This window comes from Cupriavidus sp. U2 (genome assembly GCF_009663685.2).
GTDB classification, from domain to species: Bacteria; Pseudomonadota; Gammaproteobacteria; order Burkholderiales; family Burkholderiaceae; genus Cupriavidus; species Cupriavidus necator_C.
Window position 1 is genome coordinate 1 of sequence record NZ_RCOG02000036.1, and the last position, 13,104, is coordinate 13,104.

Here is a 13,104-nt window from a genome sequence, read left to right on the forward strand (position 1 = left end):
CCTCGGGCCGCTCGTGGATCGAGCGCATATCCTGCAGCTTGCCTCGGCGATCGTTCCCCGCGCCCCGTGAACGACGCTCCTTGTGGGCCTTACGCAGGCTGCCGATTAGCTCGCGGCGCAGCTCACCGCGCGGCGTGGCGTAGATCACGCAGTAGATCGTCTCGTGGGACACATGGAACTCCGGCTGGTGGGCATACATGCGCCGGAGTCTGCCTGCAATCTGTTGCGGTGAATAGCCCACGCGCAGCCATGCTCTCACCAGTTTCAGCAGCGCCGTGCCTGCTGCCAGCTTGCGCGGCCCACGTCGACGCCGTCTCAGCGCCATACCCTGCGCGCTCGCAGCATCGTAGGAACGATGACCTCCGGCCCGGGCAACCTCGCGTGAAATAGTCGACGGACTTCGCCCCACCACTCTCGCGACCTGACGCAGGCTGCACCCCTCGTTTAGCAGGCGATGAATACAGTTACGCTCTTCGATACCCAGTTGACTGTAGCATTGTCCCATCCCAACACCCTAACATCAGGGTGTTGCACTTCATTCTAGAGACCGCCTGAGGTTGGAAAATCGACAGGGAACGATAGGCCATGGCGCCTGAGATAAAGACGGCGCTCGCCCCTATTCGTGGCGCCTGAAGGCGGATCAGATCACGATGGACGCCACCGTTGTCAGCCAGGCTGACGTTGAGCGTGTACGAACATATTCTCGCTGAGAGAAGGCTGTGTCCCTCGAGTACAGAGATTCAAACCTTCTCAAAGGAAGCTTTGAAGCCGCGCGACTTGCCCGTCGTAGGATTCACTAGCACCCATCGGCAAATCGGCCGAACCACCCTTGCAAGAAATCAAGAGATCGCAGGGCAGGATGGCCACGTCAATTCACCGTTGGCCCAGCAAAACAGCCTTGGTAGCTGCTGGGCGGCTTCTCTGGCGCATTCGGTCCCAACGTCACGTAGCTGACCGTTTCGGATGGTCAGACGGCGATTTCTGGCGACATTGGTTGCGGACTCAACCGTCAACCGACGGGGCGCACAACGATGCCCACGGGGCACGGGCGTCGCCTATGATTTTTCAGAGACGTCCCGTTACCAGGAGGTGATGATGAATAGAGTCGTGAAAAACAAGGCGGAGGTGCGAGCAATGGTCCGCGCGGCGCAGGACAAGATTGCGGTCTGTGCAAACACCTGCTTTGGAGATGTATGTTGGCACCCGGCGGATTCGGACGGCTGCAATTGGTCGATCTCGACCATGGAGGGCGACGCTAGCGCTGCGTGCCTGCAGGCGCTAAAGCCCCATATTGATGATCTGCGCAAGCGCTATAACATCCGAGAAGAGGCAGAACGACAGTGAGTTTTCTGCCCTCTGACGTTGTGTGGCGGATAGCAGGGGAGAGCGGCGCCGCCTCGGAGGTTCTCCGCTGCCCTTCTTCTATTTCGCTCGCACGATCGGCAGACGCCTCCGAGCGGACGATTTCAACAAGCTGCCGTGTTGACCGGTTTAAGCCACGAAGGTGCCGTTCCACCAAGTAAATATAGGCGCCGTGGCTTTCTTTGGTCCGCATCTGGTCGATGCGTACTATCCGCCGTTCGGCGTCTTTCCAGCTCGGCTTCCGCACTTTTTTCATATCGGGGCCATGTTAGATATCGTGGCCGAGTTAATTAACATGGCCTAGATAGGTATCGTGGCCACAATATCCTAAGGTGTCGGTTATCGAGTGGACGGAGAGAAAGCTTATACTTAAAAAGTGCCTTATGAGCACTTTTTCGAGATTGGGCCTTCCATATCGCGGGGCGACGCTGGACCCGGGGCTCAGAAAAGATGGTCGCGTCTATAGTGTCACGCCCGACGGCTGGGCGAGCGGCATCTGAGCAAATGGACCCGCGCGTCGCGAGGTAGAGTGGTCAGCCGGGCCCCCTCTTGATAAGCCGGACGTTATCGCATTGCGCTCACACACCGGTAGACCAGGTTCCACTTTGTATCTGGCGGCGCCTTCGTATCCTTTGCCGCGGATCCGTTTGGCGGCTGGCGCGAAGCTTTCAAGGTCGGGGCACTCCCGCTCTCCGCTAAGGGCCGTTATGAGACTCGAAAATGCTCGATGGTTTGGCCCGAATTGATCGCCCGTTGCAACCAATCGGGTACACCGGGCCCGTCCCAAACATGGCCGATTGCGTCCATGTACCTGGCACTCTGCTGGGGCGAGGCCTCCGATTCGGCAGAGATAAAGCACCCAGCGAATTCAGGTTGCTGCGGGGTTATGCCATGGCGAGCGATGGCTGACTTGATCGAGAGAACAGCTTCGGCCCTTGCCCAAACCGGAGACGGCATCGGCTGGAGAGGCAAAATTAACTGGCGATAGTGGCTTAAATCGAGTTCCTCACCCAAGGGATGCTAATAGTGCGGGCAGCAAGCGCAAGCCGCCAGCCCGGGACCATAGGTACGGATTTCAAAAGACTTCCTCATTCACAAGTTTGGATTTGCCGGCGCCTCATCAGGCGCAGCTGGAGTAAAATCGAAATGTGCTGCTGCATACGTAGCGTTGCACGCCCACACCTCGTTGCCGTCACGAATAAATCGAGCCCACTTCCCGTCGCTGATACATTCCGCGCCAGGAAAAACCTCGTCGTGACCGTTGGGGCCATCCAAAGGGAAGGGGGCGTGAGGAATCGCCCAGTAGCGCCCCGCTGGTAGTGCGTCAATCTGCTTTTTGGTCATGCGTTTCGTTCGATTTACAATTTGCTGTGACACGATTCCGGGACGTGACTGCAAGCGTGTGCCCTGCTGTGCTGGGAGAGACAGCACCATGCACTCTCACCCTCGCAATTTCCGCAGGAACGAATCTTGACAGATCCAATCGTTGATTCGAAATATGGCCCTAATCTTGTCGCTCACAGTCCGAGGAATCGGTATTTGTACGCTGGTGGCGGTCGCTGCCGTTGCCTCGCGACAACTATATCTCCGACTCGCCGAGGATGGCGACTCTGAAAAAGAGGATCATTCAAATCCAACGATGGAGTTATGCAATGGGATGTCCGGTCAGTTCGACCGTTCGCGGATGTCCACTCCCGCGAGCTATCCTCTTGAGCAAGGACGGTGTCTTGAGTCGTAGCGCCGCTCGAGATCGATATGCCACCCGAAGCATAACTCTGGTGTGCCGCCCGCATCGGTAAGGTGCACGCCAAAAACTCGGTTCGGCTCTTGCAGTGATTACATGGCTAACACCAATCGTCAGCCTACGTTGTAGGTCGCGGGCGTAGTTAGACCGCGGTCATCACTAGGACCACTGGTTTTCACGACGTGCTCACCCACTTTCCAACCAGCGGTGAAGATATCGTCGGCATGAGCATGGCTAAAAAGTTAGCCTATACTTCGCAATACGCAGCAGAATTCCGTTTTGATTCCACCACTCCAATTAGGATGTAGCATGGCAACGTACAAGCAATTGCTGGCTCAGAAGGAAATTTTGGAGGCGCAGTTGGCAGAAGTTCGGGCAAATGAAGTGTCGAGCGTTATTGGTCAAATCCGCACTCTAATGGAGCAATATGGTCTTTCGGTCGAAGACATACAAGGTAAGCGCCGTCGTGGACGACCTGTGGGAAGTGGGGCAGCAAAAGCGGCCAAAGAGCCGTTGCCTGCAAAATATCGCGATCCGAAGACGGGTAGCACTTGGTCGGGGCGGGGCCGGGCTCCTGCGTGGCTAGGTAAGAATCGAAATCGGTTCTTGATCGCACAGGAGTAACTCCCTAACGAGCCGGGCGTCCGTCGAAACCCTCGTTCTCCGCCAGGGCATCGGAGGTAAGACGGGCGGCGAATTACCAAGGAGCGCGGACGGCAGGTGTCGTCCACGTTGTGTGAACTGACCTGGTCCATTGTTTCGGCAGCGTCCGGTCCGCACTCATGGCACAGCGCCCGGCGATTGCCTGATGGTCGCGGGCAAGTCTGGGCCTTAGACTTGTCCACGCAGCGCAGGCGTGCTCTTCGGTGGTTGGCGATGTTGTGTGAACTGCTCAAAGGCTGCGGTCATGGCAAGGAGGGAAGCATCGGCCCCCGCACGCCCCAGCCAGGACACGCCAGCAGGCACACCTGATCTGGTGAATCCCATCGGGACGCTGATTTCTGGAAGCCCTGTGGCGCTGGCAATGTGCATAGCTGCCAAGGGCTGTAAGGCTAGGCATTGATAGCTGCTATCAGCCTGGTCGAAACGAGGGGATGCCGGGCATGCCTGAGTCGGATAAATCAACGCCTCCACGCCGTATGTGTTGAAGATGTCATCGGCAAGCGCTCGCAAGCGTCGCAAAGCGGCCTCCTCCACCTCGGATGCCATACCTCTGGTCTCGATTGCCCGGCGCAATGCGTCTACGGTCCGGGGATTAGTCTGGCGGCCGCCGCTGTCGATGTCCTCTTCTATACGCTCCAGCAGTTCGGCAGAATTTTGCGGACCACCGGCCTCTGACTGCATCAGGTATTGGTCAAGCGCTACCACCCACTGAGCGCGGGTGACCTCGCCGAGCAGTTCGGCATAAAGATTCAGGAACGCTGTTGGCAAACGTACGTGGCATAACTTGGCGCCCGCATATTTGAGGGAAGTAGCGACTTCACCAAACAACGCGTCGATTTCCGGGTTTCCTCCTGCAAAGTCTGAGACGAGGGCCAACGTTCGGCCAGCCAGTGTCGCGAACTGCAAGCCGAACCCCTGACCCGGGGCCAGCACATCCATGACGATCGCCACGTCCGATGCGCTTCGAGCCAATGGGCCCACGGTGTCGAACGAAGGCGCCAGCGGTAGCACGCCGGTATTGTCTAGCAGTCCGTGTGTCGGACGAAATCCAACAAGGGCGTGGACGCAAGCCGGGCCGCGTACAGAGCCAAAGGAGTCGGTCCCTAACCCGAAGGCTGCCAGGCTTGCCGCGACGGCTGCGCCGGCACCACTACTGGATCCGCTCGCATTGCGCGACAGTCGGTACGGATTCAGCGTGAGGCCGCCGGCCGAGCTATATCCGAACCACCCATTCGATGCTGCCAATTCCGACATGTTGGCTTTGGCAAGCACGATCGCCCCTGCTGCCCGAAGTCGCGCAACACAGGGTGCATCTGCGTTGGGAAACGCATTCTTCAACGCTAAGCAACCCGCTGTAGTGGGCATGCCCTCCGTATCGATGTTGTCTTTCACCACCATGGGGATGCCGTGCAATGGCCCGCGAGGGCCATGGACGCGCATTTCATTATCCATTGCCGTCGCTTCTTCCTGAGCCATCGGGTTCAATTGGCTGATGGCGTTGATAGCCGGCCCATTTTTGTCGAAGGCGTTGATACGCTCGAGGTACGTGGTTACCAGCGCATGCGCGCTTGTTTGGCCAGCGCACATGGCGGAAGCTAATTCGGCAATCGAACGCTCAAAGGGATCAAACTCAATGTTGGCATCTGAAGTAGCAGGGGGCATGGGTGTTCCCGGGCGACTGTATCGAAACATCTTGACGGTGCAACTTGGCGTGGGCAATCGATCTTTTATCATCCGTTCTTTCCTTCCCGGAATAGATGGCCGACAATCCCGGCGTGTCCCCTTTCTCGGAAGCGTATGAAGAGCACCACCGGACGTCACCTGCCTGCACTGGCGAACCTCGTGGCCCTGGAAGCTACCGCCCGTATTGGCAGCGTCACAGGGGCCGCCGAGGAGCTATGCCTGACGCAAAGCGCCGTAAGCAAGCAAATTACGGAACTGGAAGATTTTTTAGGCACGCGATTGCTCAGCCGGCGAAAGGGAGCCGTGGCCGCAACCCCCGTCGGAGAGGAGTACCTGAGGAGTGTGCGCAAGGCGCTGGCGATGCTCGAGGAAGCAACGCTGGAAGTACAGTCCGGTCGCGGTGCCGGCGGGCGCCTAAACCTCTCGGTGCCAGTGTCGCTGGGCAATATCTGGCTGCTGCCCAGGTTGCTCCGATTCGCGAAGGAGCAGCCGCACATCCAGCTCAACGTCACCACCAAAGTTGGCCCCGTTGACTTGGAGAGTGCCGCGTTGGACGCGGCGATTATGTATTGCGTCGAACCTCCATCTCGTCATTTCGCGCTAAAGGTAATGCCCCTGGAGCTGTATCCGGTTTGCGCACCAGAATTGCTGCCTGGCGGCGGTACATTAGCCAAGGCACTCAGAGGCATGCCCTTGCTGCATCAGAACGCCGCGCTTGAAGCGTGGCCGGCCTATCTGCGGCAAATGGATATCAAGCTGACGCACCCCGAAGACGGTCCGCGCTATGGTTTGCTCACCATGGGACTGCAGGCCGCTATTAGCGGCCTGGGTATGGCGCTGCTGCCGGACTATGTGGCGGGCGACGACATCCGCGCCGGGAAATTGCTCTGCGTGGCGACGGAGCCCTATGTCTCGCCCAAGTCCTACTATTTTGTCTGTCAGGAAGAGAAGCTTGCCAGCCCAGCGATGCAAACGTTTATCACTTGGCTCCAAAAGCAAAGCGCGACAGAAACGTCGGTTCCTTGAAACCGGTAACGAGTCCCCTGCGCGTCACTGGCCCACACTAGTTTCCAAGCTTGCCTTTACCAGCGTAGACGAAACGAACCGACCAGGACGGCTGCCAATGGGCACCCCATCACGCAATGTTGCCTCGCCCGCCACGAAGACATGTCGCACGCCGACAGCGGGCTGTCGTGGCTCGTCGAATGTGGCGCGGTCTGCGATCGTCGCAGGGTCGAATACCGTGATGTCGGCAATATTGCCGATTCGCAGCTCGCCCCGGCGCTCCAGCCCGAATCGTTGCGCGGCCAACCCAGTCATCTTGTGAACGGCGCGCTCTAACGGAAACAGGCCGAGATCGCGTGAATATAAGCCCAGGACACGTGGGAAGGTGCCCCACAGGCGCGGGTGAGGCGTCTCGTCAGAAGGAATCCCGTCCGAACCGACCATGGTGTCCGGATATGCAAGGATGTCGCGCACGTCCCCTTCGTCCATGATGAAGTACACGGCACCTCCGGGCACCAGCATCTGTGCCACATCGTGGCGCGTTCGGCCCCACTCTTCGGCGAGGTCTTCCAGATAGCGACCAGCGGCATCGGGGTGAGTCGCCGACCATGTAATCAGGATGCGATCACATTGTGTTACCCGCGCCGGGCGGAGCATGGTCGACGACGCCGCATACGGGTAGCAGTCCATGCAAAGTGGCATGGTCTGGGCGAGTTCCCTGACCTGCGCGAGCGTCTCGCGGCTCCGCCCGTGATTTTTCTTTCCCACGAGCTTGTGGTGGGAAATTACCGTGGAAACACCTAACGCCTTCCCGATACGAGCAGTCTCGTCGATTGACTCCCGAATGTTGTCGCTTTCATCGCGCATATGAGAGACCAGCACGCCTCCGAGGCGGCGCATCGGCTCGCACATGCGCACGATTTCGTCCTCGGGGGCGGCAGACGAGGGTGGATAGAACGTACCTGTAGACACACCGATCGCGCCTTGTCGTAATGCGGTTTCCACGTCCTGGCGCATACCCTCGATTTCCGATTCGCTCGCCGCCGCGCCCAGCTGAGTTACGTGTCTAGCCCGAAGCGTTGACTGACCTATGAGGACCGCGACGTTTACAGCCGCAGGGTTTTCGGTGAACATCTCCCGATACGCCCGAACCGAGTCGAACCGATAGCCACCACGCATGATATCGAGCGGTGCGGGGGGTATCGCATCAGTAACCAACGGGAAAAGGCTGATGCCGCAATTGCCGGCAATAATGGTTGTGACACCCTGTGTCACCTTCGGCAGCATGTCCGGGGACTGGAAAACCATCCAGTCGTCGTGGGTATGGGTATCGATGAACCCCGGCGTGACTGCAAGCCCTGTTGCGTCGATGATAGTTTCTGCGCCCGCGGCACTGAGGTCTCCCAATGCCGCGATTTGTCCATGACGAACTGCGACGTCGGCGGTCCGTCGCGGCGCACCGGTACCGTCGATCAGGTCGCCATTGCGGATAATCAGATCGTATTGCATTGCCGTTGTCCTTAATCCACCTTGGCGCCGCTCTTGCGTACCAGCTCGCCGAATTTCACGGTTTCTGACGCAATCAGCGTCTGGAAGTCCCGCTGACCTCCACCCAGAGGATCGAACGAAAGTTTGTCGAGTTGCGCGCGAAATGCTGGGTCACGAATGATTGCGTTGACTTCACGGTTGAGTCGCTCGACCACTTCGCCAGGCGTACCGGGCGCGGCGACTAGGCCAGCCCAGGCGGTCAGCTCATAGCCGTTGAGGCCGGCCTCGGCCATGGTTGGAAGATCAGGATAATGGGGCGAGCGCCTGTTCGATGTGACTGCCAGCGCCCGTAGGCGATTCGATGCCACATACGGCCCAATTGAAGGGACGTTGTCGAACATCAACTGGACGTTGTTGCCAACTAGATCCTGCAAAGCCGGAGTGCTGCCTTTGTAAGGAACGTGGGTGATATTCACGTGGGCCATGACCTTGAACAGTTCGCCGCCAAGGTGGCTGGTGGTGCCGTTTCCCGCTGACCCCATCGACAGCTTCCCTGGATTGGCTCGTGCATAGGCGACCAGTTCCTGCACGGATTTGACGGGCAGCGATGGGTTGACGGCAAGAATGTTATAGGTTGTCACCAGCCCCACGATGGGCAGGAGCTTGTCCGGGTCATACGGCAGCTTGCTGTAGAGAAAACGATTTGTGGAAAGCGTCGCATTGTTGCCGTAGGCGATGGTGTAGCCATCGGCCGGCGCCGCGAGGAGGGCCTGCATGCCAATGTTGCCGCCTGCGCCTGGGCGATTTTCAATCACGACGGCCTGCCCCAGGCGCCGCGACAACGCATCCCCGAAAAGTCGCGCCACGATGTCCGGTGCGCCGCCGGGCGCCGTGGGAACGATGAGTCTCACCGGCTTTTCTGGCCACGCCGCATGTGCAATACCCGAGCCCAGCGTGATGAAGCCGATGATGGCTAAGGCCAGGGCTTTCTTTGCCAAATCCTTCATTCTTTCTCCCCTCGTTTTTGTGAGATACCGGCATTTAGTATCCGCGCCGCGTCCCAAGGAGGCCAATGACGTTTTGTCGGTGATAGTTTCCGCGCCGGAATACATCCAGCTCGGTTCAGCGCTTTCTCGCCCTTGCCAGATACTAGGCGTCGCCACCACGAATCCCGACGGCAAGGGGGCCGAGTTCTGGCTCGGCACACAAAGTCAGGCCCTTTCCATCGCGGCTGCCGCCCAGACGCTAGAGACCGCGCCCGACCGCATCCGCTTCCACGCCATGCAAATGGGCGGAGGCTTCGGGCGTCGCACCTTCTTCGCCCGCGACATACTGCGCGACACGCTTCTGCTGTCCCGCGCGGTAAAACGGTCTGTGAAAGTGATGTGGATTCGTGAGGACGATGTGAAAAACGGCTGGCTGCGGCCTGCGACAGCGCACAAGCTGCAGGCAGCTCTCGATGACAGGGGGCGGGTTATCGCCCTGAAACACCGCGTCGGCAGCTCCTCCATCCTGGCCTTCGCCGCACCGCAGCGCTGGGCAAATGCCAACTACCGGGACATCCTGGTGATGGAGGGCACTGGAAGTCGAGACTAATTGTCATTCCAGACTTTCTGGCCGAGCTTGTCATCACGGAGCGCCGAGCTCGGATATCGGCATGGCGAGGCACATCGGCTGGGTCCCAAACTGCTTTGCACGGGAATGCTCCCTAGACGAACTTGCGCAAGTGACCAACGCCAGCCCGGTCGATTTCAGGCAGCAGCTTTTGGCCGACAGCTCACGCGGCCGCGCGGTGCTTGACGCCGTCGTCGCCATGTCCAACTTCGGCAACGCGCCGGAGGGCCGTGCTCACGGACTGTCAAGACTACTCTCGGAGCCGGCGTCGCGGATATCTCGCGCGACCGGTCCTCCGGCCAGATCCGTGTCCAACGTTTCTGGGCGGCAGTCGATCCCGGCATAGCCAGCCGGCCGCATGCTGTCCCTGGGCAGCGGTCTATATCCGACTCCTTCTCCTTCTCGGTCATTGCCTCTCAAACGATCCCAATGACGGCTTCCGAGTAGAAATGCCGTCGTTCCCCCATTGCTTACCGTTGAGGCGCAGCATTAGACAAAATCCGAATCAGTCCAGGGTCGTAGCTAGGCAGGCCGGTTCGGTTCCGCGAACGCCGAGCGGTAACCCATGCTGCGGCGCCACGGCAAATCGTGGAAGCGTTGTCGCGCGTGCTGCCGGTGCCCGATGGCGAACCGCTCGCCGATGCCAGCGTGGGCGCCCCGCGCCAACCGGAGCCAGCAACATGACCCATTTTGTTGTGTCCGGTGCATACCGAGCAAGGCCATCGCCGCCAGGGCTGACATCGCGCTGGGCGTAGACGTCGGCACAGCCCGCGGCCGTGCGCTGGCGGTATCACCGGGATGGAGTGGATGAAGGTCAGTGCGATGAAACTGGATAGATTCGTCCGTGAAGACACGTCCGAAGTAATTAGCGCGAACTTTTCCGCTGCTTCTTGCCCCGATCTGCACGGTCTTCCTTACCAGCCGTAGTCTCGCTCTTAGCCTTCTTTCCGCTCTTCGACTTCTTAGCCGACGCCGAAGCACGATCGCTGGACTTTTTGTCCATCTTTTTGTCTTCGGATTTCTTCTCCACCTTCTTGTCCTTCTTCTTAGTATCGTCACTCGCTGTCCCTTTGTCCTTCCTCATGATGGTCTCCTGGGAAATGTATTCAGCGTGAGAAAGGCCCACGCTGGTCGTGACCTCGCAAGGGCTATGCCAAGTCGTTTCACATCACAAAGTTCACGAAAACACTGGAGGGCCAGCCACGGCGAGTCTGTTCTCGAAAGGCCAATGAGGAAAATTGCCGTGTAAAGTCGCGCCACGCATTTGCGGCTCTCCCCAATTGCGCTTCGACCGCTGCCACGCCTGCGGTCTGTCCGCCGCGGCGGTTGTCGTCGTTTCGCTTCGGATCGCACCCTTGCCTTCGCCACCATCCATCCCGTGCGACTCAAGCATTTCTTTCCGTCTGACTTGCCGATAATGGTGAGCATGGCAGGCGCCTTTTACGACGTCCGCGATTGCGACTGCGCAAGAGGTGTCGCCGAAGTCGCCGAGATCGGAAGCGTCCCGAACCGAAGTCCACTTGTTTGGCCGACCGCGGCCATGGATGGCGGTGCGGCTGCTGCCGCCGCTGCTTATTATGAGAGTCGGGAAGAGTCCTCCCACGAGCGAAGGACCGCTTCTAAAGCGGAATTGCCCAGTCTGCTCGGCCGTCTGATGCTGCTAGTGTTGGCTGCACGCGGAGTCCCATGGTCTCCTTACTTACATAGCCACGATTGCACTCGCTTTGCTGCCGGGCGCCGGATTGACTGCGGCGGCATCGACCGTTAGGGCATCCGGTACTTCCACCTCGCGGATACCAATGCCTTGCACCGCTAAAAGTGCCCCGGGAAGCGAAGTGCCGTCGCCGTGGCTTGCGCAGAAATGTGTGCCCTCCACGTGAAAGTTGACCGTGAGTGCCCATAGGCCCCGATGTATCCCATGGTGGCGAATCAAGATGGTCGTGAGTTCAAGCGGGCTATTGATCAATGTGGTGGCAGTCATGGGGGAGTTCCAAATGGGGGCCTATCGACATTCAACCATGAGGACGTACAACTGGGAAGATGGCTCCGGCATCGGCATCGGCATCATTGGACGTCGGTTTTACTACGTCGTCGCGCGGGACTGACAGTAGGTTGCCTGGTGGAGGTGCCTAGCCATGCTGCGGCTGCAGCCTGCGACGAGCCCTCGGTGGAAACGCGCATCGCGAGATAGGCGCGGAAAAAATCTCCGTGAGCGGGCGCTTCGGGCGGAGCGGTTGGCGCAGTCCGCCAAGGCGCGACGCGGGTGCCCCTCGCTCCAGGAACCTAGCTCTCTGCAAAGACGATTTTTCCGGCCGGGGTTATCGGCGCCGCAGACAGCGCGCTGAGCAGCGAAGGACTATTCCACGCATTCGGGAGCTCTTGGATCTTTGCAAGCGATCTAGATCGGCTTGGCTGACCATATGCGGTCCGCGCATATCCGCATGACGATTTGCAGCTTCGTTGTGTAGCTACGTCTCCATACAATGGCCCGACGCAGTGAACGCTCCACCTTACGAACGCCAACTTCAAGACAGACTCTTATGCAACGCCGCAAACTCATCCAACTCATTTCGGCCGCCGCGATCGCCGTGGCTGGCTCCGCCGCGGGCGGCTCGGCCGTTGCCGCCGACCAGACCATCCGCCTCGGCACCATGAGCGGACCGGACGCCCAGATCTGGGAAGTAGTCAAAACCGTGGCCAAGCGCAAGGGCCTCGATATCAAGATCGTAGAATTCAACGACTACGCCCAGCCAAATGCCGCCCTCGATGCCGGCGACCTCGACGCCAACGGCTTTCAGCACCAACCGTTCCTCGACAGCCAGATCCAGGCTCGTCACTACAAGATCGTCAATGTCGGACTGACGTATGTGGCTCCGATGGGCTTCTATTCGCGCAAGGTCAAGTCGCTCAAGGACTTGAGCGAAGGGGCAAAAATCGGCATCCAGAACGACCCATCAAATGGAAACCGCGCGCTGCGCCTGTTGCAGGCGCAAGGCGTGCTGAAGCTGAAGCCGGGTGCCGGCGAGAATGGCAGGAACGCTACGCCGCTGGACATCGCTTCCAACCCGAAAAAGCTCAAGATCGTCGAACTCGATTCGGCAATACTGCCGCGCTCGCTGGACGATCTTTCTGCCGCGTCGATCAATACCGATTACGCGGTCAAGGCCGGACTGCAGCCCACACGCGACGCGATTGCCATCGAGGATTTGAAGGGGCCTTATGCTAACCTGATTGCCGTGCGCGAACAGGACCGCAACAAGCCATGGGTCAAGGACCTGGTCGCCGCATACCAGTCTCAGGAAGTGCGAGATTTCCTGGCGAAGCAGTTCAACGGATCGATTTTGCCGGCGTTTTGAATGACTACGGCATGAGGCATGTTCCCAGCGTGACGGATCGCTGACGCTCACCCTCTGCAGACGCCGGCATCGTGCGTGCCTATTGGGTCGCGCCGGCGTGATTGATCGGATAGCGCAACAACGCCCTTCAGGGCGGGGAGGGATAGCGCCGCAGGCGTCCTTTGCAGAAGCTAGTGCGGCGTTTTCTCT

11 protein-coding genes and 1 pseudogene are annotated in these 13,104 nt (G+C 59.2%); 5 read left to right on the forward strand and 7 right to left on the reverse strand.

The window, feature by feature from the left end; all coding sequences use genetic code 11:
• Nucleotides 1-505 (reverse strand): annotated as a pseudogene (locus tag D9X30_RS28845) (IS30-like element ISRme10 family transposase); the annotation flags it as partial.
• A gap of 602 nt (nucleotides 506-1,107) precedes the next feature.
• Here D9X30_RS28845 and D9X30_RS28850 point away from each other — a divergent pair.
• Nucleotides 1,108-1,344, forward strand: coding sequence for a hypothetical protein (locus D9X30_RS28850; protein ID WP_349632245.1), 237 nt, complete (start codon nucleotides 1,108-1,110; stop codon nucleotides 1,342-1,344).
• A gap of 1,110 nt (nucleotides 1,345-2,454) precedes the next feature.
• Here D9X30_RS28850 and D9X30_RS28855 read toward each other — a convergent pair.
• Nucleotides 2,455-2,706 (reverse strand): hypothetical protein, encoded by a 252-nt coding sequence (locus D9X30_RS28855; RefSeq protein ID WP_153950059.1) that lies wholly within the window; start codon nucleotides 2,704-2,706, stop codon nucleotides 2,455-2,457.
• A gap of 709 nt (nucleotides 2,707-3,415) precedes the next feature.
• On the opposite strand from D9X30_RS28855, the gene D9X30_RS28860 reads away from it, so the two are divergent.
• Nucleotides 3,416-3,730, forward strand: a complete 315-nt coding sequence (locus D9X30_RS28860) for an H-NS histone family protein (RefSeq protein ID WP_084004138.1) — start codon at nucleotides 3,416-3,418, stop codon at nucleotides 3,728-3,730.
• Nucleotides 3,731-3,937: 207 nt separating this feature from the next.
• Here the strand turns inward: D9X30_RS28860 and D9X30_RS28865 are convergent, their stop codons facing one another.
• Nucleotides 3,938-5,503, reverse strand: coding sequence for an amidase family protein (locus tag D9X30_RS28865; RefSeq protein WP_228771111.1), 1,566 nt, complete (start codon nucleotides 5,501-5,503; stop codon nucleotides 3,938-3,940).
• A 63-nt stretch (nucleotides 5,504-5,566) separates the two neighbouring features.
• Between D9X30_RS28865 and D9X30_RS28870 the strand changes: the two genes are divergently transcribed.
• Entirely contained in the window at nucleotides 5,567-6,478 is a 912-nt protein-coding gene (locus D9X30_RS28870) for a LysR substrate-binding domain-containing protein (RefSeq protein ID WP_153950058.1), read from the forward strand.
• 24 nt (nucleotides 6,479-6,502) lie between these two features.
• Here D9X30_RS28870 and D9X30_RS28875 read toward each other — a convergent pair whose 3' ends face one another.
• Together D9X30_RS28875 and D9X30_RS28880 are read right to left on the reverse strand one after the other, a co-directional pair.
• Complete coding sequence (locus D9X30_RS28875) at nucleotides 6,503-7,966, reverse strand: N-acyl-D-amino-acid deacylase family protein (RefSeq protein WP_153950057.1); 1,464 nt, start codon at nucleotides 7,964-7,966, stop codon at nucleotides 6,503-6,505.
• 11 nt (nucleotides 7,967-7,977) lie between these two features.
• Nucleotides 7,978-8,952, reverse strand: a complete 975-nt coding sequence (locus tag D9X30_RS28880) for a Bug family tripartite tricarboxylate transporter substrate binding protein (RefSeq protein WP_228771110.1) — start codon at nucleotides 8,950-8,952, stop codon at nucleotides 7,978-7,980.
• On the opposite strand from D9X30_RS28880, the gene D9X30_RS28885 reads away from it, so the two are divergent.
• Nucleotides 8,903-9,541 carry a molybdopterin cofactor-binding domain-containing protein gene (locus tag D9X30_RS28885; RefSeq protein WP_194946609.1) on the forward strand — a complete coding sequence of 213 codons (639 nt, stop codon included), beginning with the start codon at nucleotides 8,903-8,905 and terminating at the stop codon, nucleotides 9,539-9,541. The genes D9X30_RS28880 and D9X30_RS28885 overlap by 50 nt on opposite strands.
• Before the next feature lie 883 nt (nucleotides 9,542-10,424).
• On the opposite strand, the gene D9X30_RS28890 is transcribed toward D9X30_RS28885, so the two are convergent.
• Both D9X30_RS28890 and D9X30_RS28895 read right to left on the reverse strand, forming a co-directional pair.
• Nucleotides 10,425-10,643, reverse strand: a complete 219-nt coding sequence (locus D9X30_RS28890; protein WP_153950055.1) for a hypothetical protein — start codon at nucleotides 10,641-10,643, stop codon at nucleotides 10,425-10,427.
• A 615-nt stretch (nucleotides 10,644-11,258) separates the two neighbouring features.
• On the reverse strand, nucleotides 11,259-11,540 hold the full coding sequence (locus D9X30_RS28895) for a hypothetical protein (RefSeq protein WP_061958609.1): 282 nt from the start codon (nucleotides 11,538-11,540) through the stop codon (nucleotides 11,259-11,261).
• Between the two features lie 559 nt (nucleotides 11,541-12,099).
• Between D9X30_RS28895 and D9X30_RS28900 the strand changes: the two genes are divergently transcribed.
• Nucleotides 12,100-12,915 (forward strand): MetQ/NlpA family ABC transporter substrate-binding protein, encoded by an 816-nt coding sequence (locus tag D9X30_RS28900; protein WP_084004136.1) that lies wholly within the window; start codon nucleotides 12,100-12,102, stop codon nucleotides 12,913-12,915.
• Nucleotides 12,916-13,104 lie beyond the last annotated feature (189 nt).

Excerpts from the sequence above, each read along its gene's own strand:
- D9X30_RS28855 (WP_153950059.1), bottom strand. The coding sequence starts at position 2,706 with ATGACCAAAAAGCAGATTGACGCACTACCAGCGGGGCGCTACTGGGCG.
- D9X30_RS28860 (WP_084004138.1), top strand. The coding sequence starts at position 3,416 with ATGGCAACGTACAAGCAATTGCTGGCTCAGAAGGAAATTTTGGAGGCG.
- D9X30_RS28865 (WP_228771111.1), bottom strand. The coding sequence starts at position 5,503 with ATGATAAAAGATCGATTGCCCACGCCAAGTTGCACCGTCAAGATGTTT.
- D9X30_RS28870 (WP_153950058.1), top strand. The coding sequence starts at position 5,567 with ATGAAGAGCACCACCGGACGTCACCTGCCTGCACTGGCGAACCTCGTG.
- D9X30_RS28875 (WP_153950057.1), bottom strand. The coding sequence starts at position 7,966 with ATGCAATACGATCTGATTATCCGCAATGGCGACCTGATCGACGGTACC.
- D9X30_RS28885 (WP_194946609.1), top strand. The coding sequence starts at position 8,903 with ATGAAGCCGATGATGGCTAAGGCCAGGGCTTTCTTTGCCAAATCCTTC.
- D9X30_RS28880 (WP_228771110.1), bottom strand. The coding sequence starts at position 8,952 with ATGAAGGATTTGGCAAAGAAAGCCCTGGCCTTAGCCATCATCGGCTTC.
- D9X30_RS28890 (WP_153950055.1), bottom strand. The coding sequence starts at position 10,643 with ATGAGGAAGGACAAAGGGACAGCGAGTGACGATACTAAGAAGAAGGAC.
- D9X30_RS28895 (WP_061958609.1), bottom strand. The coding sequence starts at position 11,540 with ATGACTGCCACCACATTGATCAATAGCCCGCTTGAACTCACGACCATC.
- D9X30_RS28900 (WP_084004136.1), top strand. The coding sequence starts at position 12,100 with ATGCAACGCCGCAAACTCATCCAACTCATTTCGGCCGCCGCGATCGCC.